Source organism: Chryseobacterium daeguense DSM 19388 (assembly GCF_000430825.1).
GTDB lineage: Bacteria > Bacteroidota > Bacteroidia > Flavobacteriales > Weeksellaceae > Chryseobacterium > Chryseobacterium daeguense.
The window spans coordinates 424,221-450,817 of the sequence record NZ_AUMT01000002.1 but is presented as its reverse complement, the minus strand read 5'-3'; the positions used below and the strand labels follow the sequence as shown (position 1 = coordinate 450,817).

Annotated in this window: 19 protein-coding genes; 1 reads left to right on the top strand and 18 read right to left on the bottom strand. The window is 35.7% G+C overall.

The genetic code is table 11. The features are described from left to right. Positions 1-966: 966 nt before the first annotated feature. From H560_RS0104550 to H560_RS0104485, 14 genes are all read right to left on the bottom strand, one after another. Positions 967-1,653 carry a hypothetical protein gene (locus H560_RS0104550; RefSeq protein ID WP_027378949.1) on the bottom strand — a complete coding sequence of 229 codons (687 nt, stop codon included), beginning with the start codon at positions 1,651-1,653 and terminating at the stop codon, positions 967-969. Between the two features lie 11 nt (positions 1,654-1,664). After that, a complete protein-coding gene (rfbD, locus tag H560_RS0104545; protein ID WP_027378948.1) occupies positions 1,665-2,525 on the bottom strand; it encodes a dTDP-4-dehydrorhamnose reductase in 861 nt (286 codons plus the stop codon). Further along, positions 2,522-3,007: an acyl-CoA thioesterase gene (locus tag H560_RS0104540; RefSeq protein ID WP_027378947.1), complete on the bottom strand. Its 486-nt coding sequence runs from the start codon at positions 3,005-3,007 to the stop codon at positions 2,522-2,524. Before H560_RS0104540 ends, rfbD begins: the two co-directional genes overlap by 4 nt. A gap of 70 nt (positions 3,008-3,077) precedes the next feature. Further along, positions 3,078-3,581, bottom strand: coding sequence for an OmpH family outer membrane protein (locus tag H560_RS0104535; RefSeq protein WP_027378946.1), 504 nt, complete (start codon positions 3,579-3,581; stop codon positions 3,078-3,080). 61 nt (positions 3,582-3,642) lie between these two features. Further along, positions 3,643-4,191, bottom strand: a complete 549-nt coding sequence (locus tag H560_RS0104530) for an OmpH family outer membrane protein (protein WP_034752178.1) — start codon at positions 4,189-4,191, stop codon at positions 3,643-3,645. An 8-nt stretch (positions 4,192-4,199) separates the two neighbouring features. Next, complete coding sequence (gene bamA, locus H560_RS0104525; RefSeq protein WP_027378945.1) at positions 4,200-6,743, bottom strand: outer membrane protein assembly factor BamA; 2,544 nt, start codon at positions 6,741-6,743, stop codon at positions 4,200-4,202. A gap of 28 nt (positions 6,744-6,771) precedes the next feature. Continuing rightward, entirely contained in the window at positions 6,772-7,521 is a 750-nt protein-coding gene (locus H560_RS0104520; protein ID WP_027378944.1) for an isoprenyl transferase, read from the bottom strand. Between the two features lies 1 nt (position 7,522). Further along, positions 7,523-8,416, bottom strand: coding sequence for a type IX secretion system protein PorG (gene porG, locus H560_RS0104515; RefSeq protein WP_027378943.1), 894 nt, complete (start codon positions 8,414-8,416; stop codon positions 7,523-7,525). Between the two features lie 214 nt (positions 8,417-8,630). Beyond that, positions 8,631-11,126, bottom strand: coding sequence for a polysaccharide biosynthesis tyrosine autokinase (locus H560_RS0104510; RefSeq protein ID WP_027378942.1), 2,496 nt, complete (start codon positions 11,124-11,126; stop codon positions 8,631-8,633). Positions 11,127-11,132: 6 nt separating this feature from the next. Next, positions 11,133-12,014 (bottom strand): polysaccharide biosynthesis/export family protein, encoded by an 882-nt coding sequence (locus tag H560_RS0104505; RefSeq protein WP_027378941.1) that lies wholly within the window; start codon positions 12,012-12,014, stop codon positions 11,133-11,135. A gap of 32 nt (positions 12,015-12,046) precedes the next feature. Further along, positions 12,047-13,174, bottom strand: coding sequence for a glycosyltransferase family 4 protein (locus H560_RS0104500; protein ID WP_027378940.1), 1,128 nt, complete (start codon positions 13,172-13,174; stop codon positions 12,047-12,049). Between the two features lie 112 nt (positions 13,175-13,286). Continuing rightward, positions 13,287-14,288, bottom strand: a complete 1,002-nt coding sequence (locus H560_RS0104495) for a glycosyltransferase family 2 protein (protein WP_027378939.1) — start codon at positions 14,286-14,288, stop codon at positions 13,287-13,289. 3 nt (positions 14,289-14,291) lie between these two features. Beyond that, on the bottom strand, positions 14,292-15,362 hold the full coding sequence (locus H560_RS0104490; RefSeq protein WP_027378938.1) for a formimidoylglutamase: 1,071 nt from the start codon (positions 15,360-15,362) through the stop codon (positions 14,292-14,294). Between the two features lie 162 nt (positions 15,363-15,524). Next, positions 15,525-16,610 carry a glycoside hydrolase family protein gene (locus H560_RS0104485; protein ID WP_027378937.1) on the bottom strand — a complete coding sequence of 362 codons (1,086 nt, stop codon included), beginning with the start codon at positions 16,608-16,610 and terminating at the stop codon, positions 15,525-15,527. 359 nt (positions 16,611-16,969) lie between these two features. Between H560_RS0104485 and H560_RS0104480 the strand changes: the two genes are divergently transcribed. After that, on the top strand, positions 16,970-17,683 hold the full coding sequence (locus tag H560_RS0104480) for a hypothetical protein (RefSeq protein ID WP_027378936.1): 714 nt from the start codon (positions 16,970-16,972) through the stop codon (positions 17,681-17,683). 57 nt (positions 17,684-17,740) lie between these two features. Here the strand turns inward: H560_RS0104480 and topA are convergent, their stop codons facing one another. The 4 genes from topA to H560_RS0104460 all read right to left on the bottom strand — a co-directional run bounded on the left by topA (position 17,741) and on the right by H560_RS0104460 (position 26,514). Further along, positions 17,741-20,299 carry a type I DNA topoisomerase gene (gene topA, locus H560_RS0104475; protein ID WP_027378935.1) on the bottom strand — a complete coding sequence of 853 codons (2,559 nt, stop codon included), beginning with the start codon at positions 20,297-20,299 and terminating at the stop codon, positions 17,741-17,743. 232 nt (positions 20,300-20,531) lie between these two features. Beyond that, positions 20,532-24,026: a T9SS type A sorting domain-containing protein gene (locus H560_RS0104470; protein WP_162143847.1), complete on the bottom strand. Its 3,495-nt coding sequence runs from the start codon at positions 24,024-24,026 to the stop codon at positions 20,532-20,534. Between the two features lie 341 nt (positions 24,027-24,367). Then, positions 24,368-25,507 (bottom strand): EpsG family protein, encoded by a 1,140-nt coding sequence (locus tag H560_RS0104465; RefSeq protein WP_027378933.1) that lies wholly within the window; start codon positions 25,505-25,507, stop codon positions 24,368-24,370. Then, the gene (locus H560_RS0104460; RefSeq protein WP_027378932.1) at positions 25,504-26,514 is read right to left on the bottom strand and encodes a hypothetical protein; all 1,011 of its coding nucleotides are present in this window, start codon (positions 26,512-26,514) and stop codon (positions 25,504-25,506) included. The genes H560_RS0104465 and H560_RS0104460 overlap by 4 nt, the downstream gene beginning before the upstream one ends. Positions 26,515-26,597: the final 83 nt, after the last annotated feature.

The window sequence follows — 26,597 nt, the reverse complement described above, 5'->3', positions numbered from 1 at the left end:
TTTCTGTCAGTTTCAGCTCCGTATTTGCGTGTGCAAAAGTAAAAATTATTTTCTTTATGACCAAATGTTTTTAAAAGAATTTTAAAGTTTTTTAAGTAACCTTAAACCCTTCACCAACACCCTCTCAAAATACTCCTGCGCTTCCCGTTTTACCGGACTGCAAAGATACTAATCTTTTTTAATCCCACAACTTTTTTTATTTATTTTTTTTATTTAAAACTAAATGAAAAAGTGCTTTATCCTGATTATCTCTTTTTGAAGTGTTTCTAATCTTTATGCCTACCCAAAGGCTCTTCTGCGCTACTTACTAACTTCTCGTTTTCAGTGGGGCAAAGATAGGGGCTTTGGGTAATACAATCCTAATCTATTTAACATAATATCATTTTGTTTACTTCTATTGTGGGCAACTTTTGCTTTTAACTTATTGATATTATTTCGTTTAAAACAGCAATGATACTTATCCACAATAACCGAATTTTGAAATAAGGGCTGAATTTTGGGTTCATGATGAGCGGTTTTGCTGATTTTGAGGCATGTTTTAGAATGGAATATGAAATTAAATGAATAAAGAACAACTTGGAAAGAGCCTTACTATATAGTGTCGAGAAGATTAAAGTGTTTGATACTTTTAAACCACCCCGTCTTAAATTCTTTGAATTTTAGACACCCCTCCGGAGGAGGGGAAGTTTGTGTATTTAGAACTTGTAGTATGTAAGGAGGAAGGATTGAATTAAAACTGCTGCTTCAATGGTGGCTGAGGCTCTCGAAGCCACCTCTCCAACATCCTAGCCCGGATAGGACGGCATCCTTTTTTGGGTGCGGCCGCAGCAAAGCGGAGGGCGCACCCAAAAAAGATATAGTGGATAGCCGGAAAGAGCTCCTGAAAAAATGAAGGGTTAGAGAAACTGAGAGTTTGAGTAAATGATGCTGACTTGGCGAATCAGAACGTAAAAATAAAAACAGAGCTTAATTGCTCTGCTTATCTTTACTAAATATGGTACTTAAAAATTCCGCGAAGGATTTTTCTAACCCGATGATGTCGCCACTCTTTAAGTTGAGTCCGCCAACTCCAGTCTCATCTGATTTTACTTTCAAGGCTGAAATCTGAAAATATTGATTGGAATTATTTTCTTTGGGTTGTATTTTTATGGTAGAACCCAGCAGTTTTTTAGTAGAGATAGTATAAATTTCTCCCGGAATTGTTTTTAATAATAAATAAGATCTCGGCGAAATAACATAATCTTTTTTGTTCAAAGCAATTTTCTGATCTTTTTCCGAGGATGCGAAAAGATATAAATAGCCTGTTTGATTTTGCAATTTGTCTTTTGGTAAATAATATAAGGCTAATCTATAATTTGCCGGATTGAAGTTTTGCAGTGAACCATCAACGTTTTCAAAAGGTTTTAATGAAAATGTATTGGCCCCGATTTCTTTTGCCTTTTTATATATTAACGAAAAAACTTCTGCATCATCTTTTGAAAATCCCTGAACTTCCACTTCTCCAAGATATTCTGCGTCTTTTATTTCTGATTCTATCTTATATAAGAACTTGTCTGTATTTTCTTTTGTTTTTTCGACTTTCGTGAGATACACATTTTGTGCATTGAAAAAATGCATCAAAAAAACGAAAACAACGATTATTATTTTTTTCATTCGCTATATAATTATTGTGCAAGGATGTTTACACATTCTTCAAGACTGTTTTCCCAATGTTTTGGCTCTATTTTGTAGATTTCCTCTATTTTGTCAAGGCACATGGTACTTCTTTTCGGGCGTTTTGCCGGTGTTGGGTATTGGTCGGTTGTTAATTGATTTAATTTAATTTTAGATTTTGAAAACTCTGCAATCTTTTGTGCGAATTCAAACCATGTCGTTTCCGGATAGTTTGAGAAATGGAAAATCCCGAATGTTTTCTGCTTTGCTTCAATGATCTCCATGATTGCTTCCGCCAAATCATTTGCATTGGTAGGCTGGCCGTACTGATCCGCAACAATCCCCAGTTCTTCTTTTTGCGAGAACAGATGGAGCATTGTTTTTACAAAATTTTTATTGAATTCTGAATATAGCCATGAGGTTCTCAGGATAATTGTTTTGGGATTACTATCTAAAGCCAGCTCTTCGCCTTTTAATTTTGATTCTCCGTAAACTCCGATAGGATTAGTGAAATCGTCTTCAGAATAACATAAATTGGTTTCACCATCAAAAACATAATCCGTGGAAACGTGAATGAGAACCGTTTTATGATTCGCACAAGCCTGTGCAAGATGTGCAACACCGTCTGCATTAACAGCAAATGCTTTTTCCTTTTCTTTCTCGGCCAGATCTACCGCGGTGTAGGCCGATGCATTGATACAAAAATCAGGTTTGTTTTCATTGAAAAAGCTATTAACCAAATCTTCATCTGTAATATCTAAAGTTTGGGAATCCGTAAAAATAAATTCATAATCCAGCTCAAAATCCGATGAAATTTTTCTGATACAATTTCCTAATTGACCGTTTCCTCCAACTACTACTATTTTTTTCATGAATTTTTTGCGTTTTGTGATCTTAAAAATTTAACTCTCGGCTGGAAGTCTTTCTGTTCCAAATCTACATAGAATTTTCCAAATGTTTCTTTAATATTTTCAGGATGAACTTCAGATTTCCTTGTTTTAAGATTAAAATAAATCACCGTTACCCATAAAACGGCATGAATGGTTTTTTCATCAAGACTTTTCATCAGTATTTCCACTTTTGCTGTTCTGTCCTGAACTTCTATTGTTTTGCTGCTGATAACAACCGAGGTATTGTACCTTACTTCTCTTAGGTACGCGATTTCGTTTTGAATTGCGATCCATGTACAGCCTGTCTGCTTTGTATATTCCTCATAGGTGAAACCGTAAAATGTTTCCACATGATCTTCTCTGGCATTAAACATATATTCCAGATATTTCACATTATTTAAATGACCTATCGGATCACAATCGCTAAACCGGACTTTTACCGTGGTTGATACTTCTTTTTCCATTCTGCAAAAATAAAAAAACCACCTCTATGAGAGATGGTAAGTTTTATAAATGTTTGTTAATTATCAAAAATTATTGAACACCTAATTCTTTTTTCACAGCTGCAGTAGCATCCGGCCCTCCGTTGTATACGAAAGCAGAAGAGTTTGTATCCATGATATAATCGTAACCGTTTGCTTTTGCAACTTTAGTTACAGCATCGTTCAGTTTTTTCTCGATTGGTTCGTAAGCAGTATCTCGTTTAGCAACAAAATCTTTTTGAGCTTTGTCGTTCATTTGCTGGATTTCTTCCTGCATTTTTGCTAATTCAGCTTCTCTTGCTTTGTTTTCGTCAGCAGTTTTCTTAGGAGCTTCTTCAGAGTATTGCTTTAATTTAGCTTGTCCGGCGTCAGCTTTCTTTTTAATTTCAGCTTGCTTAGTATCCAAGAAAGTTTTAAGGTCAGCATCTGCCTTTTTCTTCTCAGGCATTGCGTTAAGAACACCTATAACATCTAAAGTAGCAATTTTTTGAGCTTTTGCCATACCTACCGATACAACCATCATTACCGCTGCAAATAATACACTTAATTTTTTCATAATTGGTAAATAAATAATTTAATTTGTTTTTAGATCTATAAATTTAATAAAAGTTAAACTTTTATTTTTTGGAGTTAGTTTTTTCTTTTTTCTCGCTTCCTTTCAGTAAAATATCCAATACTTTGTCTGTATAATCGAATCTTTTCTGAAGGAAAATGACATTAATGTTGTTGGCTTTATCAAGAACTATGCCCAATCCGTTTTTTTCAGACATGGTTTTGATCGCGTTCCAGATCTGATCCTGGAAAGGCTGAACCAGGTTTGTTCTCAGCTTTTTGATCTCCCCGGTAGCTCCGAAACGTAAACTGGTAGTGGTTTTGATGTTTTTCTCCAAATCCATCACCTCTTTCTCTCTCAATTTCAGCTGATCGCCAATTAAAAGTACTTTTTCACTTTCAAAAGCTGATCTTTTACGTTCATATTCTGACTGCAGGTTCTGAAGCTCAGACTGCCAAGTATCAATCTGCGCATTAAGCCTTGCTTCCGCCTCCTTATATTGAGGAAGCTTATTCAAAATATAATCAGTATCCACAACACCAACCTTCTGTGCATTGGCAGCACCGAAAATAAGTAAGAATACAATTGAGAAGACAATTTTAAAATTTTTCATATTGTGAATTATAATGACTGGTTCATCAAGAAGTGTGTCTTCCATCCTGCTGGTTTTGTTCCACCGATCGGCTTATCGAATCCATAGGCAAAATCAAATCCAATAAGACCAAATGCACCCATATAAACTCTTACCCCTACACCAACTGATCTTTTTAGCTGGAATGGATTGTAATTCCCCCACGAATTCCACACGTTACCTCCTTCAGCAAATGTCAATGCATAAATTTTTGCTGTCTGATTTAATGAAATCGGGTATCTTAGTTCTAACGTAAATCTATTATAAATAGTACCTCCACCTGCAGGAGTAATATCTCCCTGATTTGGATCCCCTCCATTAAGAGAAGCATTTTCGTAACCTCTCAAAGGGATTAATTCTCTACCATCATATCTACCTCCAAATAAACCGGTACCCCCTACATAAAATCTTTCAAATGGCGGAGCTCCAAGATCTTTATTATAGCCATCCATGAATCCCATTTCAGCAGAAGATCTTAGGACTAATTTTCCAACAATTTCGTTGTAAACATCAGCCTTGAACTTCACTTTATAGAATTCCATCCATCTGTATTTATCTGCCGGAGCCATTGTAGTATAATCTTTATTGCTAAACAATGAGTACGGTGGTGTAAATTTCACAGAAAGATCAAGATTAGATCCTGTTGTTGGGAAAATAGGGTCTATACCTGCAGAGTTTCTACTTAAACCTAAATTAATACTGAAGTTATTGGCACTACCATTTCTTACCTGCGTATCTCCAAACTCGAACGGATAATTATTAAACTTATAGTTTTGGTACTGAAGTCCGGTATATAATGAGAAATAGTCATCCGGCCACTTTAATAGTCTGTTTAAACCAACTGAAGCTGAGAAAATATTCAGTTTCTGAGCATCTCCGTAAACATCAGAGTATTTTACCCTTGAATTGTTTAAACTTACAGAAAGCGCAGTAGGTCTTGTCCCGAATAACCATGGCTCTGTAAATGAAATACCGTAGTTCTGGAAGTATTGCCCTGCCTGTGCCTGGATAGATAATGTCTGCCCGTCACCCTGAGGAACCGGCTTAAAGTCTTTAAACCTAAGGAAATTTCTTAATGAGAAGTTGTTAAACGTCAATCCCAATGTTCCGATGAAGCTGTTACCACCGTAACCTGCCTGCAACTGAACCTGAGAAGAACCTTTTTCTACTAATTTCCAGTTTATATCTACCGTATTATCCTGCTGATTCGGCTGAATATCCTGCCCGATCTGTTGTGGATCGAAGAATGACATCCCGGCTAAATCAAAATATGTTCTTTTAATATCACTTTTAGCAAAAAGGTTTCCGGGCTTTGTTCTTAAAGCTCGAAGAATTACGTGGTCATGGGTTGTAGTGTTTCCTTCCCATGTTACTCTGTTCCAGGTTGCTTTTTCCCCTTCATTGATACGGATTTCAAGATTGATTTTGTCTCCGTTTACAGATTTTTCAACCGGTGTTACATTTGAGAAAAGGTAACCGTTGTTCATGTAAACAGACTTGATATCAGAATCATCTTCCTTACCCCCGTCTTCTCCTACTTTTTTATTGAAACCTACCGCATCGTAAATATCTCCTTTTTTGTAACCTAAAAGTCTCTGTAAATAATCTGTAGAGTAAACCGTATTTCCGGTAAACGTTACGTCACCGATATAATATTGCTTACCTTCTTTTAGTTTTACATTGATTTCGTAATTGTTTTTATTGTTTCTCCAAACAGAGTCTGAAACAATTGCAGCATCTCTATAACCAAGAGAGTTGTAGTAGTTGATAAGGTTTTGCTTGTCTTCCTGATATTTTTCCTCAATGAATTTTGAAGATTTCAGGATCCCGCCGATACCAAATCTTTTTTGTTTTGTTTCTTTAAAGGCTTTGTTTCTAAGCTTTCTGTCAATCACCGCTTGATTTCCTTCAAACTCAATGTGATCGATCTTTACTCTTTTTCCTTTATCAACATTGATTGTCCAGTCTACCAGATTAGGATCTCCTGCATTTACTTTATCCTGGATAGTAATTTTAGCATCTGCAAATCCTTTCTTGATGTAATCTTTAGGAATATTTGTTTTAAGACTTGAAACTAAGTTTTGAGTAATTTTAGTTCCCGGCTTAAGATTATTATCCTTAGCTAATTTTTCGCTTTTAGATTTTCCGATTCCTTTACCTGCGAATTTTACTTCTCCAAGATCTTTAAGATCCTGCAGGTAAAACCTCAAGATAACCGTCTCACCTTCAACGCTCTGAACGTACACTTCAACCTCTGAGAAAGATTGTGTATCCCAAAGTTTTTTTACGGCGTTGCTGATTTTCTGTCCCGGAATGTCTACAGTTTCACCTTTTGATAACCCTGTAAATCTCAAGATCTGAGCCGGTGTATATTTTTTCACCCCATCTACAACGATGTCTTTCAAAGTGTATGTTCCTGCCTGGTTTTCTGCTTGTACAGAATTGCTCACCTTTGTGCTGTCCTGTGGAGTTACCTGTCCATAAAAATGTGCAGAAGCAACAAACATAATGATGGGTAATAGTCTAAACTTCATTTTATCGTAGTCTTTCTTTTCTTAATTTTTACTGAATCTTTATTTGTTCCCCGGTCATACCGAATCTTCTTTCCTTGTTTTGATAATCTACAATACACTGGAAGAAAATATCTTTCGTAAAGTCCGGCCACAGAACATCTAAAAACTGCAGCTCTGCATAAGCTATCTGCCAAAGGAGGAAATTACTGATTCTGATCTCACCGCTCGTTCTGATTAACAGGTCTACCGGCGGGAAGTTTTTCGTATATAGATAGCTTTCGAATAATTTTTCATCAATTTTTTCTACATCTACCTTACCCTCTTTTACGTCTTCACTTATACTTTTTACGGCATTCAGTATTTCGTTTTGCGAACCATAGCTGATCGCCAATACCAAATTCCCTTTTGTGTTTTCTTTTGTAAGTTCCACCACCTGAAGAAGCTGATCTCTTACCAGGTCCGGAAGTTTATCTAGGTTTCCAATGACATGCATTCTTAACCCTTTTGTAAAAATCTCTTCAGCCTCCAGCAACAGGGTTTCTACAAGTAAATTCATTAAAGTATTTACTTCTTCCGCCGGGCGATTCCAGTTTTCTGAAGAAAAGGTATAAAGCGTTAAGTATGGAATATGTATTTCATTACATGCATTAATGGCATTTCTTACGGCATCAATGGCATTCTTGTGTCCGAAGGTTCTTTCTTCGCCACGAGATTTTGCCCATCTTCCATTACCATCCATGATGATAGCAACATGCTTTGGTAAATTCTCAGGATTTATTTTATCTTTTATCAACGACATATTAATCACAATAGCACGGAGGTCTTCCAAATGAGTAAGTAAGTCCTAAGCTTACCGTATTCATCCAGTCTTTCGACTTAAAATCTCCAATATTTCTTTCTCCTAACAATTTAGCTTCTCTTTCTTTAGATACTACGTAATAAGCATCAGTTTCAAGCAGAGAGCCTCCTGTTATCGGGCTTAAAATATCTCCGTTATAGGAAGATACCAAATCTTTGCTTAAGATCTTACTATGATCCAGCTGATCCGTCATCGTATATCTGAATGTAGCTTCAGCAAAGATAGCCCAGTTATAATTAAATTTATATTTCAAGCCTACTCCAAAAGGAATATGCATTGTAGTTTTCATTCCTGTAGAGTACTCCGGTGTTGATGTAAAATCAAGCTCATTAATAGGAGCCTGCGCTACACCATCTGCGTCTCTTCTGAAATCATGCTTTAAAGTAACTTTAGGCGCATCAAACAGCAAAGCACCTACCCCACCGAAAATATACGGACTCACCATACTCTTCTGCTCATTATTCACAGGGAAGAAGTTGTATTCGAAAACCAAACTTGCTTCATACACATCGTTTTTTCCGTATGCGTTTCTGTTCTTTCTGTACTCTTCCTTCGCAACCTTGTCACTAAACTGGATTTGGTTATATCCAAGATCCAATCTTACAGTCTGATGTGGGTTAAAATTAAATCTATATAAAATACCCCCATAAAATGGAACACCCCATTCTGATGCTCTACTTAAATCCAATGGCTTTTGTAAAATATAATTCGTTCTTCCTATATCACCCACCAGGTTACTCATACCTAGACGAACTCCCAATTCGTTTCTTTGAGCTTTTACACTTACCACAGTTCCTAGAGCGGCAAGGAAGCTAAACAATAATTTTCTATTCATAAAAGAATATGGATTTATGGTTATTTTAAAATTTAATTTTTGCAAATATAAAACATTTTTATATTAATGATAATCTTAATGTTTAGTTAAAAATAAACAAAAAAACATAATTTGTTATAAAGTAAACGATAAACTGAAGAAAATATTCTTTTTTTAATAGATTCAAAAATTTTCGTCACATAATAAACCCCCATTAAATGAGGGCTTAAAAGTATTATTTTTTATTGAATATTGACCGAACTTTGTTTCTAATTCTTATCAACAATGGTTCTTTATAGTTTTTATCCTCGTCAAAATAGCCGTATCCATAGCCGTAACCATAGCCATAACCGTAACCGTAGCCATATCCCTGCTTCGTATTATAGTCATTGTACAGCAGTCCTAACTTGTCAATTTCACCATTATGATATTTCTCAGTAATCATCTTCAGCATGTATTTCTCTGTGTATTCGTGACGAACTACATAGATATTGGCATCAGAATATTTCATTAATTCATAAGAATCAGCAACCAGACCTACCGGCGGAGAGTCAATGATAATAAAATCATATCTCTCTTTAAGATCTTCGATGAACTTGATGTTTCTATCACTCATCAATAGCTCTGAAGGATTCGGCGGAATAGGTCCTGAAGTCGCTACATCAAGATTCGGGATCCTTGTTTTATTGATAATCTGGTCTATGTCCACTTCTCCCGTAAGATAATTTGAGATACCGTATTTGTTATCAATTTTAAAATCTCCGAAAATTTTAGGCTTTCTAAGGTCCATTCCCAAAAGAATGGTTTTTTTATCGCTTAAACCAAGAACTGAAGCCAGGTTAATGGAAACATAAGTTTTCCCCTCTCCACCAATGGAAGAAGTAATCAAAATAACCTTGCTTTTCCCATTTTCTCCTGATAAGAAACGCATGTTCGCCCTGATTCCCCTGAAAGCCTCCGAAACGGAAGATTTAGGCTGATCCAGCACTGTAAGCATGTTTTCATTTGAGTTATTCCCAATTACACCCAGCAAAGGAATTCTTGTTGCATTAAGCAATTCTTTGATATTTCTGATTTTGGCATCCAGGAATTCTCCTACTAAAATAAACAACAATGGTAAAATTAACAATCCTCCGATAATTCCGGCTTTTGCCGCTTTAATATTGGGACCGATAGGCGGCTGACCAACATTTTTTGCAGGGTCAATAACACTGATGTCCGATTGGTTGGCTGCCATTCTCATCTGCGTTTCATTCTGTCTTCCCAATAAGCTGTTGTAAGTAGCTTCAATCATATTGTAGCCTCTTTCAGCGTCCAGATATTTTCTTTGCTTTTCGGGATATGAGGATAAATCAGAATTTGCATCAGCTACCTGCTGGTTAATTCTGTTTATTTCGTTATAGTACCCGGCATAATAATTCCTTAAAGCACCCGAAGACCCCGTTTTAGCCTCATCTATCAATCTGTTGATCTCTTGCATCGGCTCAGAATTAGGCTTATAGATTAAAGCCATTTCTCTTCTTTTAAGATATAACGCCTTTAATTCTGATACGGAAGCAGTAAACATACCATCTTGGAAGCCTGCTGCTGTTGTATTGATCATCTTATCAAAATTCTGGGATTCGAGACTATTTTTGATCTGGTTTAAAGATGTGATTTTGCTTTCAAGGTCTGCCTTTTTAGCTTCAAGTTCTTTAATTCTTGTCAACGATTTTTCATCCCTGTCTTTAATATCATACAACTTTTCGGTTGTTTTCATATAATTCAGGACATTGGCGCTGGAATCAAGTTTTCTTCTGATGGTAGTAAGGTTGCCCTGTAAATACTCATCTGTATTTTTATCTACCTGTATTTTATCTGCAAGTCTTTTTTTCTGCAGCTGGCTTACCGATCTGTTAAGGAAATTTACAGTGCTATTAAGATTATAACCTTTTTTGGTAATAATCATAATGGTGTTAATTTCTTTATCAAATTCTACCCCTATAGTGGAAACAATATCGTTAACTGACTGGTTTATGGTAAGTAAATTAACAATAATATTATCTAATTTAATTTTTGTTTTTAATGGGTTTTGAATTAATCTAAATTTTAGATTTGGTGAATCATACCATTCCCCTACTTTTATGATCTTATTTGCTGGTCTTTCATAAGGAGTGACATTTACAAATCCTTCTGATGTAAAATTGTATAAATTGGTGGATTGCCCTTCACCAGGTAACACTACTTCGTAAGAGTTGTTTCCTTTAGGAATTAAAGTGAAAGGGTAATTAACCTGCTGAAGATGTTTTTTATCGATTTGTACAAATACAGGAGAATCATCCTTATCAAGATATGTGGATTTGATTACCCCTTTAGTAGAATAATTCACAAAAAGATCTAATTCTTTTACCAAAAATTCATTGTGTGTTCTTGATAAAAGCATTTTCTTAAGATAAACTCCATCCTGATTTCCTCCTTGCCCCCAGATAAAGTTAATGGACTGGCTCGGTGTAAAATAACTTGATGTATTATTTGATATGCTTAAGGATAAATTTGAAGCATAAACATTTTGTGCGTAATACCTGCTATATATCCAAGAAATAGCATAGCCAATAAACAGCATAAGCACAAACCAATACCAATTTCTTAATACTTTTCTTAAAAAATGTTCAATATCAAATAATGAAAAAGAACCATACTTTTCCTTTTGAGAATCATTTTTCTCCACAGCAGTGTTTTTTCCTGGAATCATGATATTTTAAAGGTTTTTAAGTAATAAATAAATTGATAGAGCTGTTGTAATTACAGAAACTCCTGTTGTAAGAGTCTGCACAGGGTCCTTTCCGAATCCGTTTAAGCTCTTCGCTCTTGTATTCAGATAAATTTCATCACCATTCTGAACATAATAATATGGTGAGTTCATTACATCTTCACGGGTAAGGTCTATTTTAGCAATTTTAATTCCTTCAGGAAGCTTTCTGTGGATAACCACATTTTTTCGGTCAATTGTCCTGTTTAATCCTCCGTTAATAGCCAGCGCTTCAGTAATAGTAAGCGTATTTTTGTGAGCTACCTTTTCACCCGTAACACCGGTTGTTTCTACATCACCCAGAACATAGTAGGTAATACCATCCGTGTTCAAACGGACTTCAGATTTTCCTTCCTGAAAATTCTCATTTACTTTAGTTTGAATTTCCTCGGATACTTCTTCAATTGTTCTTCCTTCCGCTTTAATGTAACCTATTCCAAAAACATTGATATCACCTTTAGAATCCACCTTTAAGCCATTGAAATAAAAGATTGAGTTACCTCCTACAGAGCCACCGCCACCTCCAACACTTCCTACAGCTGCTCCCCTGCCTGAAGTAGCATTGTTTGTGCCCGGAGTAACTGTAGATCCTGAAGTATTCAAAGATGAATAAAACTGTGCCGCATCTCCTTTCGGAGTGGTAACAATATTAAGATTAAGAATATCGTTCTTAGTAATTCTATAAACAGGAATATTATAGGGAACCAAACCTTCCTCATTGATTACAAGGCTCTCATTTGGTTGCATATATCGCACGTCTTTTGTCGTGATACAAGATGTTGTAACCAGAAAAGAGAATATTAAAAGGAATAAATACTTATAATTCTTCATTGTATTTTCAAATTGTTTGCTAAAATAAAGATTTAATTGTTTGTTTGTTTATTATTCTTCAAATGATAAATAATATCCGGCAAATAAGCTCCAAAAAAGCCTAATGAAACTATAACTGCCAGTAAAAGATTTACGTTTATATGTCTGAAATAATAAGCAACACCTACTACAAAAAGATAATATAAAATAATATAAAAACTTGATCTTCTATGCGTAAGATTAAGCTTTAGTAATTTATGATGTATATGGTTTTTGTCCGCATCAAATGGAGATTTCTTATTTGCCAGCCTTATAATTATGACATTTAAAGTATCCACAATCGGCAGAATAAGAATAGCAACAGCCACTACCGGAGCCGACTGCAGGTGATATTTGGGAACGTTAGGAAGTTCTCTGTCAATAAAAATATCAATAAAGCAAATAGAGGTAAATGCAAGTAAAAAGCCTAAAAGCATTGAACCCGTATCTCCCATAAAAATTTTGTTTGCCCTGTAATTCGACAAGTTATAATATAAAAATGCCAGAACCGCTCCTATTATAACGGCTGATAAAATGACCAAAGAATAATTATATTCTCCTAATCTATAGTAGCTTACCCCAAAAAGCGCGCTGCAGATAATAGAATATCCGCCCGCGAGACCATCTATCCCGTCAATAAGATTAAAAGCATTGATGAGAATAATAAAAGTGATGATACTGAAGAGAATACTTATAAAATATCCCATTTCATAAATTCCGAATATCCCGAATAAGCTTCTTATCCTGATATCAGAACCTATAACAATCAATGATGAAACGACAATCTGCGCCACTAATTTTTTGTATGCTCTCATGACAACAATGTCATCCATTACACCAATATAAAGCAAAATAATAAGTGAAGCGAACAAAAATTTGTACAGATCAAAAAGCTCATAAGCAAATATGGAAGCACTGATCCCGATGGAATAGAAAATAGCAATACCGCCAAGATTAGGAATTTTACGAAGGTGTGAGCTTCTCACGCCCGGCTCATCCATTAAGTTTTTCCTTCGGGAAATTTTTATAATAGTAGGAACAGAAAAAAACGTGATCAAAAAGGAAAATAAGAAACCAAGCCCTATTTTTACATAAAAAATAGGAACGCCCGATTGAGTTAAGAACAATTCAAAATTCTTCATTTTTTTTCTATTCAGTACTTTGTTTCGTCAGGTTATCAAAAAACCACAGTCGACATATAAAAACTTCATTTTCGTTTTTACAATACGAAACAAACCGTACTTACACTTGTGTTTAAATTAATTTTCTTATCAATTTTTTCTGCCCGGCAAAAAATAAGAGATAAAATACCTTTTTTTTCAGTGGCAAAGATAGTAGATAATTTTTATCAAAACGACTATACTTTAATATATCTTTTAATTTTATATCCCTTTTTTTTATGAAAGCCTCTAATTCACCGGACATTTCATAGAATAAATCTTCATTTTTCACAAAAGCCAGGTAAGCCAGAAAGGAATAAACCCCTTCGAAAATCTGAAAGTTTTTCAATTCCACTCTTTTTTCCGAGTATATGGATTTTTCAAAAAAATCCTCCACATCTTCCACGGCCTTTAAAATATCCAGGCCTTTTTCTGTATGGGTTTTTGTGATGGAATCTGTACGTTCAAGATACTGGTAATGAAAATTCTGGGTCTGTGCAACCGTATCGCACTCTAATAAAAGCTGAGGAATCAGCTGAATATCTTCAAAATGAGCACCTTTTTTAAACCTTTTATTATCAAAAAGTTCTTTTTTAAATAATTTATTGCAGGCAAAATAACTTAAATCCGAAAACACAGAGAAATGTTTTTCAAGATCAATTTTTTCCGGCATATTGGGGATTTGAGTCAGCTTTTGTGTTATATTTCCATTTTGATCTACTTTCTGAATATTACAGATCACCATTTTAGAATGATGCTTTTCAGCAAGAGCTGTCATTTCTTCAAACATGGTGGGAGTAACATAGTCATCACTGTCTACAAAACCAATATAATCTCCTGTAACCCGGTCAATCCCAAAATTCCTGGCATCGCTGAGTCCGCCGTTTTCTTTAAAAAAAGGCTTGATTTTTTCAGGATATTTCTGAGCATAATCCTGAATAATCTGTTCAGAATTATCTTTACTTCCATCATTTACAACCAGAATTTCAATATTCTGATGGGTCTGGTTCACTAATGAATCCAGACATTTTGCCAAATAATTTTCGACATTATAAACAGGAACTATGATGGAAACTTTTGAGGGAACGTTTGTCATACATTAAATTTTCGTCAGTCGTGCATTCAGCCAGCCTTTTTTAGCTTCATCAAAATCTTTTCTGGAACAGGGAATGCAGTTTTCTATGTTTTCATCATCTCCAAAATACCAAAGATTGCTGAATGTATCTCGTTTGAAAGCGTATTGCCTGTCATCTATCAAAACATAAAACACCTCATACTTTCTTTCTTTGGGATGGGATTTCTGAATATTGATCCCTTCCATAAGATACCAGATCATTTGTGCAAGAAGCTGGTGATTGAGCTGATTTTCAGAATAAATATTATAATTAAAAATTCCTACAGATTTAAGGTTTTCACTTAAGCCAATTTCTTTCATGTAGGCACAGATTTCCCTTCTGTTCAGTCCGTTTACCTGGGAATTTATTGAAAAAGGCTCTCCAAAACTCTCGATCGCATCACAGTTTACGGTCACCAGATCCGCTTTCCGGAAAAACGGCTCTGTTTTTTCCGTGGAATTCATCATTTCAGCCAAACGGACAATATCAAACTCCACTTCTTTGATGAGCTTTACGGAATCCATCTCATTCAAATGCTTTTGATAGCCTAAATGATGATAATTTTTAATGGAAAAATTCTTCGCTCCGAAAATTTTGCTCAGGAAAGTATGCTCATTGATCATTTCACCCTGTTTCAGGGAAATAATATTGCTGATCTGGGTATAATTAATATTTTTTGTGTGGAAATTTAATGCCGAAAAAAGTGAAAAAGCAAAATCATTCGATCCGCCAATGATTACCGGAATTGCTCTTTTGTAATGACATGCCGATAAAACTTCCTGCAAAATATAATGAGAATCCTGAACAGATTTTCCTGAAACCAGATCTCCCAAATCTACAATTGGAACTTCGAAATCCAGCTGTGACAATTTGTAAAATTCTTTTCTGATCCCTGTAAAATCCTGCACCTCTGCATCTCCGGTTGCCCCTCTGTAATCTGAAACAAACAGAAGAACAATACTGTCTTCCCTGATATCTTTCGTAATCTTATTTCCGATTTGCCAGCTTTCCGTTTTGAAATTTCTTGGTGAAATGATAAAATCTTCAAAATTCATTTATAGTCCGCATTATTTTCACAAACTTACAAAAAACCTCATCAAGTTGAAATCCTGCAGCGCTTTTTGTCAATAAAAAACCATCAACAAATTGTTAACGGGCTCATCAACCTTGTCAGAGTTTAAAACTTTGACAAGGTTCCGAAGGTTATTCATTTTAATTTATGATTTCAAAATTTCAAAGACAAAAGTTGTTGAAGTTTCAAATTCTCCACCTTGTGTAGCACCGAATAAAAAACGAGGCGTTTCTCCATCTTTATCCAATAAAATCATTGGCCGCTCCAGCCTTCCGAATCTTTTTAAATGTTTTGGAGGCGCGGGCTCATTAATGTAAGAAGTCATATTAAGATAAGCTATTTCAGGTTTTGTCCATTTTAATCCATCTTTTGTGGTTAAATGCAGACCATATTCATGATTGAAGAATCCCATGTCACGGGCTACCATGTGGAATTTCCCTTTCTGCTTCCAGACAAAAGCATCTTCCAGCTGGGCATTATTCGGTAAATCTGAGAAATCAATCACCGGCTTATCGGAAACTTTCTTATAGGGTCCCAAAGGAGAATCTGCCTTGGCTAATCCATACTTACGGTTTCCTCTTACGGAGCCTTTTTGTGTTTCATATTCTTTGGTGTTCCAGGATTTATAAAACAGCAAGTATTTTCCATCATTCCCTTTTACAAAAGCAGGATTCGTGGTGCAATGGTCATCCCAGGAGCCTTCACTTCCGGGAAGAAGCAGTGGTTCATCCGGCCGTGTCCAGTCACCTTCAAGGCTTTTGGATGTAGCCAGCCCTATTCGTTTGGTATTGGTTTTTCCATTAGAATTTCCCATAAAAAAAAGCAGATACTGATCTCCAACTTTTTTAATCAACGGATTATGGCAGGTTGTTGCATCCCAGAAACCTTCACCTCTCGGCGCTAAAATAACCTGTTTATGCTCAAATTGATCAAATGGAGAATTGGCTTCTGCCCGACAGATTTCGGAACCGTTCAGCCACCCGCCCATGCCTTTTTCCTTTTTCCACCGGGAATAAAAAAGATGCACTTTCCCATCTTCACCCCAGATCGGCGAGCTGCACCAGATATAGTATCCTTCCAGAGCAAGTGACCTTCCAATTGGCTTTAAGTTAAAATAAGGTTTATCAAAAGAAAATGATTTTGTAAAAGATGATCCTAAAAACACAGCCGCCAGCCCCAACGCTGAAGTCTGTAAAAAGTCTTTGCGTGAAAAAGATTTATTATTGCTCATTCCTTTTGATTTACAGCTAATTTAATATAAACCGCACAACAGGGCATCCCGTACTTTAGGGTTTAAAATTTTAAATTGATTTTAAAATTTGGATCAATAAATTATTATGCATAAAAACGAATTATAGATTTTCTTTTAAGCAAGCATAAATTCATTATTTTTTTATTTTCAATTTCATAAATTAATTTAAATTTAATTATCATTAACAATATACGATTATTTTAGAATTATAATTAAATAAAATTACCTGTTATAAGAATAAAAACATTTAATATTTAAATTTATTAACAATAATTCAACACGTTGTGGAGATAATTTCCTATTTTCGCGTCGTTTTCTAATTTTATAACATTAAGACAATGAAAAAAATTTTATTATGCACTTGCGTAAGTGTGTTTTCGCTTACCTATGCCCAAGTAGGGATCAATAATGCCAATCCTCAGGGATCTTTACATGTAGACGGAGCTAAAGACAATCCTGCAACCGGCACCGTTTCTGCCGCACAACAAGCCAATGATCTTATTTTTACCAAAACAGGAAAACTGGGTATCGGAACTCTTAATCCAACCGCACAATTGCAGACAACCGGCAACATGATTTTAGGAGCCGCTGCTTCTACAAGCGGCACAGGAGGTTTCAGCTCTGTGGTAAGAGATAATACTACAGGTGAGCTAAAAGTTTTAACAACAAACTCCGGCAATGCTTTCCCACTTAATTATGTTACCTATAACATCAATAACGTAAAGCAGGACTGGGTAGCAGATTTTAATACGAATATTCCCACTTCGGAATATACCGTAGTAGTAACAGGAAGCAGCTTTACCACGGGAGGACCTACCCATCTGACTTCTAATGTTGCTAAAACTTACAACCCCATCAATATTTATGCTTTCCAAAGTGGCGGAACATGGAGAATACAGGCCGATTATCAAGGGGGAGCAACAGAGGATAATGGCGACTGGACAATTTACTGTCTGGTAATCAATAAAAACATTATTAAAAATCTTGGAAGTGTATCTTCTGATTTAGGAGGAACAAACGTAGGCTCTGCAGCCGTTCCGGCCGGCTTATAGAAATTAAAAAAGACTGCTTTAGGGCAGTCTTTTTTATAAATATTTTATTTCTTTGAATTATTTTTTCTTTACAGCTGTCTTTTTTGCTGTTGTAACTTTTTTAGCAGCGGGTTTCTTAGCTGCAGGCTTTTTCTTTTCTGCAAAAGCTTTAGGATCCTGAGCGGTAATCCACTTTTTAACCTCATCTAAGGAAAGCTCTTTCAGCTCATCTGCTTCATACTTTGTATCGTCTGCTTTCTTCGGAATTTTGAACATTGCTTTTCCGAATTTAATGAAAGGTCCCCATCTTCCGTTTTCAATGGAAATTTTTTCTTTTTCCCACTGCTGGATATATCTGTTGGCTTCTTTTTCCAGTTTAGCATCAATCAATTCATTGATATCACTTTGTGAGAGATTTTCAAAATTATATCTCTTCGGAACATTTACAAAAATATCTTTATACTTAATGAATGGCCCGAATCTCCCTGAACCCTTTGTCACAGGCTCCCCTTTGTACGTTGCAATCGGTGCATCTGCGATTTTCTTTTCATTAATAATTTCTTCAGCACGCTTCTGGTTTACAGAAAGAGGATCTTCTCCTTTCGGAATGCTGATATAGGTTTCTCCCCATTTCACATAAGGCCCGAATCTGCCTACCCCTACAGAAACCGACTGCCCGTCCACCTCATTTAAGTCAAAAGGAAGTTTAAATAACTCCATAGCCTCATCAAAAGTGATGGTTGCAATATTCTGCCCGGCCATTAGTGAAGCAAAAATCGGTTTTTCTTCATCATCCGTTTCCCCAATCTGGATCATCGCCCCGAATCTTCCGATTCTTGCATGAACATTTTTACCGGTTTTCGGATCTACACCGAGAAGCCTGTCTCCGGTAGCTCTTTCTGCATTTTCTTCTACATCTTCAATTCTCGGATGGAATTTTGAGTAGAAATCCGTCATCATTTCTTTCCATTTTTGGTCACCGTTTGCAATTTCGTCAAAACTTTCTTCGACTCTTGCCGTGAAACCGTAATCCAGGATTTCTTTAAAATTATCTGTAAGGAAATCACTTACCACTTCACCAGTGTCCGTAGGAACGAATTTATTTTTATCCCCTCCGAATTTTTCCTCAAGGACTTCTTTTTTAATTTTATCTTTTGATAAAGACATTTTTACCACTTCACGGGTCTGCGGTTCAATCTCTCTTTTATCTACATATTCACGATTCTGAATGGTCTGAATCGTTGGGGCATACGTAGAAGGACGGCCAATTCCCAATTCTTCAAGCTTTCTTACCAAACCTGCTTCGGTGTATCTTGCGCTTGGTCTTGTGAATTTTTTCGTTGCCGTAATTTTTTTATAGTCTAAAACTTCCCCAACGCTTACTTTCGGAAGTAATTTTTCATTGTTCTCTTCATCATCTTCTTCTGTTTTAACGATTCCGTAGGCTTTTAAGAAACCATCAAAAATGATTACTTCGCCCTGCGCTTCAAAATTTTGTGGAAGCTTAGAGTTTCCTATTTCAATAACGGTTTTCTCAATTTTAGCATTAGCCATTTGAGAAGCCAGTGTTCTTCTGTAGATGAGCTGGTATAATCTGTTTAATTGATTGTCACCAATACTTTTCACACCGAAATCTGTAGGACGGATGGCTTCGTGGGCTTCCTGTGCAGATGCAGATTTTGTGGTGTAATTTCTCGGAGAAGAATATTCTGCTCCGTATTCCGAAGTGATTTGTTTTTTTGCTCCTTCAATTGCTTCCTGAGAAAGATTTACCGAATCTGTTCTCATGTAAGTAATATGTCCTTCTTCATAAAGAGTCTGCGCAAGACGCATGGTGGTCGTCACATTGTACCCTAATCTGGAAGAAGCTTCCTGCTGCAATGTAGATGTGGTAAAAGGTGCCGATGCAGAGCGTGTGCCCGGCTTTGTCTCAACATTAAGAACTTTGAACTCCGTAGTTTTTGCTAATTCCAGAAATTGCTCTGCGTCTTCTTCCTTTTCAAAGTCTTTCTTAAGCTTGGCTGCAATTTCCTGTTGGGTTTTGTTTAAGAAAATCCCGTCCAGCTTGAAGCTTGCTTTAGGAATAAACTCGCGGATTTCTTTTTCTCTTTCAACAATTAACCTTACAGCAACGGACTGCACTCTTCCTGCAGATAGTCCCGGCTTTACTTTTTTCCACAGAACCGGAGACATTTCAAAACCAACAATCCTGTCCAAAACTCTTCTCGCCTGCTGGGCATTTACCAGGTTCTGGTCAATATCCCTTGGATTTTCAATGGCTTTTAGAATGGCATTTTTAGTAATCTCGTGAAAAACAATTCTCTTGCGGTTTTCTGGCTTTAATTTCAATTCATCCGCAAGATGCCATGCAATAGCTTCTCCCTCACGGTCTTCATCGGAAGCCAGCCAGACCATTTCCGCTTTTTTCACAGCTGCCTTCAGTTCTGTTACTAATTTCTTTTTGTCGGCAGAAACTTCGTAATCCGGACTGAATGTAGACAAATCAATCCCCATTCCTTTTTTAGGCAGATCCCGGATATGACCGAAGCTGGATTTTACTTCAAAATCCTTCCCTAAATATTTCTGAATAGTTTTTGCTTTTGCCGGTGACTCAACGATTACTAAATTTTTCGACATTCTAAAAATTTTTGCAAAAGTAAAGTTTTTTTATTAGATAGTTTTTGTAATATTAGTTTTTTAACAATTATGAGGGTTTGTAAGGCATTTAATTTTAGTATTAATAGCTTTACTTAAGTGTTTTACCCATTTTATAGAAATTATAAGTAAGTCTTATTTTTTAATTTAATCAGAAATAAAAAATGGGATAGAGCTTTCACTTTATCCCATTTGAATATAATCCTGAAAATATCTATTCTTTAATGATTTTAATAACTTCATCAGAAGAATTTATCCTCACCAGATAAGTTCCGGATATTAAAGAAGATACATTGGTTTTTCCATTTTCAAACTGTCCGGATTTTACAAGCTGCCCAGACATATTATAGATCTGATAATAATATCCATCCTTATTGTCTGGAGCATCAATATGAAGCTCATCCTTCACCGGGATTGGGAATAATGAAATTTTTTCGTCATTTGCAATTTCCCGCGCATTATTTTCACTTAGAACAACAGCAGACTTTGCTGCCGGCAGAGATGTAATACGAACCCGCGGAATAACTCCTTCCTCATTTCCGTTAGCGTCATACTTTATTTTCACACAACGACAACTCATTCCGAAATAAGGATCATTATTATCATGGAAAACAATCATACGATTGGCTGTAGCAGCTGCATCAAACAATACATTGATCGGCCTGCCGATATAATTTGAATTAAGAGCTGCCGTCCACACTCCCGGATACTGATAATTGATGAAATTATATGTTCCCGAAGCTGTCTGATTTCCCATGACACTTCTAAACCCCCGTGAACCAGAATTAGGATAGTTTCCGATATAATAAGACGGATTAGTAAACATATATCCAATGGTATAGCTGTATGTTGCGCTTCTTCTCACTCTTTGCCCCAAATAATCATTGACAGCACTATATGAGGTTGCTACGTTTTTATCTATTTTGTACCATGGAGTCAATCCAAAATCTTTTCCGGAAGCAATAGCAACACCAGAAAGATCCGGAATTCTCCAGCCTGCCGGACAAGGATCAAAAGGAGATTTTTTCCCGCCTCTTCCCCAACGGTCCGGAGCAAGATTAGGTTCGTTTGCCAGCCAGTCTGTACCATTGGTATAGGACGGAGTAGTGCTGTTATACGGCGCAAAAGTACTTGGAATCATATATGTAAGGGGGTTCCTTACAGAATAAGACAATACTTTTGCAATTTTATCAGAGACTTTGTCTGTTGCTAAAACATTAGCATTTGCCGTATTGGTGTATGTATTAAAAGGAATAATAAAACTTCCAGACATATTATTATAAGTCGCCGCAGAAAGTGCGGTATAAGCTAATGTCCCACTTGCAGTAGTACTTCCTAAATAAACAGGGTATGAAGCCCTGTCATCGGCATATTGAAAGACAGGCAGCGGATCTTTTCTTCCCCATTGATAATGTAGTCCTGTAGAAGCCTTAATTTTTGCTAACTCTGCAGCAGTAGGTGTAAGAGGATTTACAACATTAGGAAATGCGTCCACAGCTCCTAAATTCCTGTCCATAAATTCTGTCTGGAATACATTGTCGGCTTTTTTAACATAATTAATATAATTTGGAACCGATGTATCCGGAAGCTCTGTTGTATAGTTATGACTTCCTAATGGTGTATCTGTGATCCAGATATGCCATGACCAGTAAACAGGATTTGATATACTCCCGTTATGAAGTGTAACTACCGCATTACCGCTCTGATTAGGATTTACAGTAACCGAAATCCTCGAATTTGAAATCTCAGACAAAGAACCCGGAGAGGGATTGAGCACAGATAATTTGTTGATCAAATTAGTATTTGTGGTCCATAAAATATTAGCTTGCAAATTATTATAGCTAGCGGGCTCTAAAATATCTTTATTATTCAGAATCTGGCTTTGTACAGAAAAAGCTTTATTAACCGGAATATCAATTATAAATGTGGATCCGGATTTTACAGCCTGATAGGTATTAGGATTTTCCAGACCTTCGCGGTATTCTGTAGGCGGAACCAGATATTCTGTCGGGAAATTATAATCATTAACCACATATAACGGGTCTTTTACACATCTGCATCCATTAGCATCTGAAGTTACACTTGTACCTAAAGGAAAATACCAGTATCTACCCTGAACATTCGGGTAATTGGGATCTGGTATATCAGGCTGCCCTTTGTCTGGAATCATAAAAAGCGTTCTCGCTCCTACCGCAGGTGTCGCATCAAACTGCCTAGGCATTGTAGCCGTCCATAAAGCCACGTGATGCTGATCTGAATACTGCCCCAAATGAGCGTTGATCGTCAAAACTCCAGTCCCGGGATACAAGCCCATATTAAGCCCTCCCACATTTGAAAAATCAAAGCCGACATTCGGATACAATTTTGCTCCTACCATAAAACTTGGAACTCCGGAATGTGTAGGTTTTATAATGTGATATTTATTAGCTTCAAAAACATTCTTTGCCATATTGGTTCTCACTCCGTAAGGCGAATAATCTACCCTAATATCATCTATATAGCTTGCAGAAGCCAGATTAGCTACTAATACTGAAGGGAGCCTCCATCCGTTCGGACATGGGTCATAGGACGACTTGCTTCTGTACGGCTGTGCTGCTTCATCAGCATTGTAATTTACATTAATTAATCCTTGAGAATTATCAGACCACAGATTAAGCTCTGGTAAACGGTTATCAGTTAACCCTGACATTTTTCCAAACCAGTTTACCATCAAATTAGCATTATTGTTATAATATGCCAACCCGGAGTTATCATCTTTATTAACATAAATAAGACTTAAAGGATTTTTTACAGATAACCTTATATTATTGGTAACATTAGCATCAGACAATAAAACAAATTTTCTAAAATTATCAATGGAAGCCGCACCCGTAAAATTTTTAGCACCCCGATGTCTCACTCTTCCTATGGAGCCGGAAACTTCATAAAAATCATTCCCTCTGTAAACCAAAGGGGGTATGGGATCTTTTCTACCCCACTGGTAAAGCAGCCCTCCATTTCTGTTCCATTCATTGGCCGTAATAGATCCTGTTACAGCTCCAAGATTTCGGTCCATCCAGCCCCAATCGTTGTAAGGAATTGCTTCAATGGTTCCGTTTGCCCGCTGTCTTTTCAGATTGGGATAGCTTTTGTACCTGGACCCATTCGTAGGATCGTCTGTAACCCAGACATGCCAAGACCAGTAAATCTCACCATCTATCCTAAACGCAATTACAGCATTTCCTTTTTTAGCTTTATTAATTGGAACTTTGATTTTTGCATTCTGTCCGGAGTCTGCTATTTCAAGTTCGTATCCGGGCCCTGATTTTACCAGGCCATGTACATCTTCCCATAAAACATCAGCAGTTACTTTTCCTTCGGGAATTACTGCTCCGCCTATGTATTTATCCTGCTCCCACATTGCATAAGCTTTTTTCACAGGAATATATAACCCGTCACTACTGCTGACGGGATCAAAAATATAGCTGTTGGGAGCTTTAGTCCAATCCGGAAGAAGGGATTTTGAAGATTTCTGTAATGCTTTTGTATTAAAGCTTATCGGTTTAGTAGTTATACCTAGGTTTCTAATTAAAGAATCGGAAATATTCTCAAAATATCCCACTTTGTAAAAAGAGTTTTCTTTCTTCCATTCTAAACTTGTACCGGCATAAATTCCGTTCGTAACCAGGCAACATACAATTGCCACTAAATTGTTGATTGACTTTTTCATATCCTTGATTTTGTGTTGTCTTTTGAAGTACAACATTTAAACCCTTGTTAAGAAAAATCGATTTATTTTATAAATTACACTTAAATAAACATAAATTCATATTAAAAAAATAAAATTATTAAATTATATGTGTCAAAATTTCATTTTCCAACTTGAGCATTGCGAAAATACTGCATTTTTATAAAAATTTTTTATGTTTAAAGTCAATTTAAAATAAAATTAATAACAAAAAAGCAATAGATTGCGTAAATAATGCACAATAAAAAAAGACAACACCTATGTGTTGTCTTAGTTTAAACTATACAATTCTGGTTATTGTAAAGTTTTATTTTGTATTATTTTTATGGTAAAATATGATTTTTGTAGAGGTCTATAGTAAATCGGCCAGCCGTAATATTTCTAAAGCTTGCAAAAACAACAAAATTAAATATTACCAGCCCTATAATAAAACTATATATTAATCTTTTAGTGTTAGAAGATACTACATACATTGCATTAGGAATAATCAAATAAGCAAAACCGATAAACGCTCCAGCCATCCTGGATGAGAATACAGGGTTATTCCTAAAGATAAAATACATACATATTCCAAATACAGCAAACACTTTATGGTATTCGTAATAAGGGTATTTCTCTTCCATTTTTGAATCAAAAACAAATAAGAAAAACGTAAGAATGGCCATCATGGCTTCCGGAATACCGAATCCACCGTTTAATCTTTGCGCTGTTTCATCAACATATCCATTAAATCCTTCTACTAGCATACTGTCAGCTGTTAAACTGCCTAAAAAATCACCAAAAACCCTATACACTTCAAAGGGTGAAAGAAAAATTGACCCTAAAATCAAAATAAGCATACTCGTTCTGCTTAAAGGAATTTTAACCAGCCAATACATGGGTAAAAATAAATAGCAAACGTTATGTATCCCCGTAGCTATAAAAACCCAAAAAAGGTAATGAAGAAGCTTTCTTTCCTTGATATACCGTATGGCAAAATAAATTACAAAGGTTCCTAAATTCTGCCTTATCTGTCCACTTTCACCAATAAAAAAGTTCGGAATAAACATAAATAAAGTAAAAGTGAATGGATAAAATGTGTTATCTTCCGTATATTCTACCTTAAAAAAAATCGCAAAACTTGCTATGACAAGAGTAACAATATAAAACGGCGCATTAAATATATTCAGTAAAATCTTGTTTATCAATGCATACAACCACTCTATTTCTACATTTTCTGAGCCTTCTATATGGAGAGCTTTCCTAAAAATATTGATATATTCCTTAGTATCAGAGTAGATGTAGATTCCCCGATAACTACCAAAATCCGGCCCAACATTATCCCTGAGTCCTGCAATGATAATAAGGTAAATTCCCAAAAACCAAAACCATTTTTTCTCCACTTTGTTTCCAAAAACCTCCTGGATACTGAAAAAAAGCATGTAAATCATTGCTATTATATAATATGGATGCAGTAAACTCATGCTTTGATTTTTGAATTTTTAAATTGATAACACGCCACAATAATTGCAGTAAGAATAAGAGGTAAAAAAAGCCTTACTTCCCAAAAAAGCCCCACTAAAGTAATCATAACAAGATAAGGAAGGGAGAAAAAAAGGTATTTTTTCAGCACTATTTTATTTTCTTCATTTATTGTTATTTTATAAATAAAGTTTAAAACAATAATTGCAAACAGCAACCCCGCCAAATTAAACGGACTTCCGAAATTTCTGTTAATATAAAAACCCTCTACAAAGGTAGTCTCCTCTTGTGTAATAATTTTTCTTAACCCAAGATAAGGAATAAGAAAAGCAATGACCAAAGGAATAATCTGTGCGATAATTTTATAATTTTTTTCCTGTAAATCTTTAAAACTAAAAAAAACTGCAGCAAAAAAAGCAATATTAAGACACGCAGTCTCTCTTACAAAAGTTGACACAATAATCAGAACTATCAAAATATAATAGTATGCTTTTTTATGAGTCAATAAATATTTAAGTGTTAAAAAAACTCCACTTAAATAACAAAACAAGGCAATGGTATCACAGTTCGTAGGAGCATATTGTGTAATCACAATAAAGAAAACAGATAAAAGATGAACAATTCTTCTTACATACAGTGTATCCAGAAGCTCAGATGCATTAAGCTTGAAAATAGAATTAAGGAGCAGGGAACAAAGAGCAAAGAAAAAGCTGTTCATTAAAAAAAGTCCGTGATAAAAAGGAGTTCCGTTTTTGGAAAGAAAGTCCTTAAAAAAAGAAAGCTGATGATCAACAAGATATTCCATTATGTCAGTCATCTGTATGCTCAGGTAATTCGGGATTACTCTGTAAGCATACACGGAACTGAACAAAAACTCCGGAGGTCTTTCTGAAGTTTTTAATCTCGTGTAAGAAGATTCGAATCCATAATAAGACATCGCAAACAACAGAAGCGGAAGTACTATTACAAATAAAAATCCGTTTATTTTTTCATCAAATATTTTAAACATATCAAAATCTAAGCTCTGTTACTCAGGTCATTTTTTGTTTTAAAATGTATTTCATCAATCGGGAACTTTTGCAAAAGTAGAAG

Excerpts from the sequence above, each read along its gene's own strand:
- bamA (WP_027378945.1), bottom strand. The coding sequence starts at position 6,743 with ATGAAGTTTAGACTATTACCCATCATTATGTTTGTTGCTTCTGCACAT.
- H560_RS0104510 (WP_027378942.1), bottom strand. The coding sequence starts at position 11,126 with ATGATTCCAGGAAAAAACACTGCTGTGGAGAAAAATGATTCTCAAAAG.
- H560_RS0104465 (WP_027378933.1), bottom strand. The coding sequence starts at position 25,507 with ATGAGTTTACTGCATCCATATTATATAATAGCAATGATTTACATGCTT.
- H560_RS0104530 (WP_034752178.1), bottom strand. The coding sequence starts at position 4,191 with ATGAAAAATTTTAAAATTGTCTTCTCAATTGTATTCTTACTTATTTTC.
- topA (WP_027378935.1), bottom strand. The coding sequence starts at position 20,299 with ATGTCGAAAAATTTAGTAATCGTTGAGTCACCGGCAAAAGCAAAAACT.
- H560_RS0104460 (WP_027378932.1), bottom strand. The coding sequence starts at position 26,514 with ATGTTTAAAATATTTGATGAAAAAATAAACGGATTTTTATTTGTAATA.
- H560_RS0104550 (WP_027378949.1), bottom strand. The coding sequence starts at position 1,653 with ATGAAAAAAATAATAATCGTTGTTTTCGTTTTTTTGATGCATTTTTTC.
- H560_RS0104485 (WP_027378937.1), bottom strand. The coding sequence starts at position 16,610 with ATGAGCAATAATAAATCTTTTTCACGCAAAGACTTTTTACAGACTTCA.
- H560_RS0104520 (WP_027378944.1), bottom strand. The coding sequence starts at position 7,521 with ATGTCGTTGATAAAAGATAAAATAAATCCTGAGAATTTACCAAAGCAT.
- H560_RS0104470 (WP_162143847.1), bottom strand. The coding sequence starts at position 24,026 with ATGAAAAAGTCAATCAACAATTTAGTGGCAATTGTATGTTGCCTGGTT.
- porG (WP_027378943.1), bottom strand. The coding sequence starts at position 8,416 with ATGAATAGAAAATTATTGTTTAGCTTCCTTGCCGCTCTAGGAACTGTG.
- H560_RS0104480 (WP_027378936.1), top strand. The coding sequence starts at position 16,970 with ATGAAAAAAATTTTATTATGCACTTGCGTAAGTGTGTTTTCGCTTACC.
- H560_RS0104540 (WP_027378947.1), bottom strand. The coding sequence starts at position 3,007 with ATGGAAAAAGAAGTATCAACCACGGTAAAAGTCCGGTTTAGCGATTGT.
- H560_RS0104495 (WP_027378939.1), bottom strand. The coding sequence starts at position 14,288 with ATGACAAACGTTCCCTCAAAAGTTTCCATCATAGTTCCTGTTTATAAT.
- H560_RS0104505 (WP_027378941.1), bottom strand. The coding sequence starts at position 12,014 with ATGAAGAATTATAAGTATTTATTCCTTTTAATATTCTCTTTTCTGGTT.
- H560_RS0104490 (WP_027378938.1), bottom strand. The coding sequence starts at position 15,362 with ATGAATTTTGAAGATTTTATCATTTCACCAAGAAATTTCAAAACGGAA.
- rfbD (WP_027378948.1), bottom strand. The coding sequence starts at position 2,525 with ATGAAAAAAATAGTAGTAGTTGGAGGAAACGGTCAATTAGGAAATTGT.
- H560_RS0104500 (WP_027378940.1), bottom strand. The coding sequence starts at position 13,174 with ATGAAGAATTTTGAATTGTTCTTAACTCAATCGGGCGTTCCTATTTTT.
- H560_RS0104535 (WP_027378946.1), bottom strand. The coding sequence starts at position 3,581 with ATGAAAAAATTAAGTGTATTATTTGCAGCGGTAATGATGGTTGTATCG.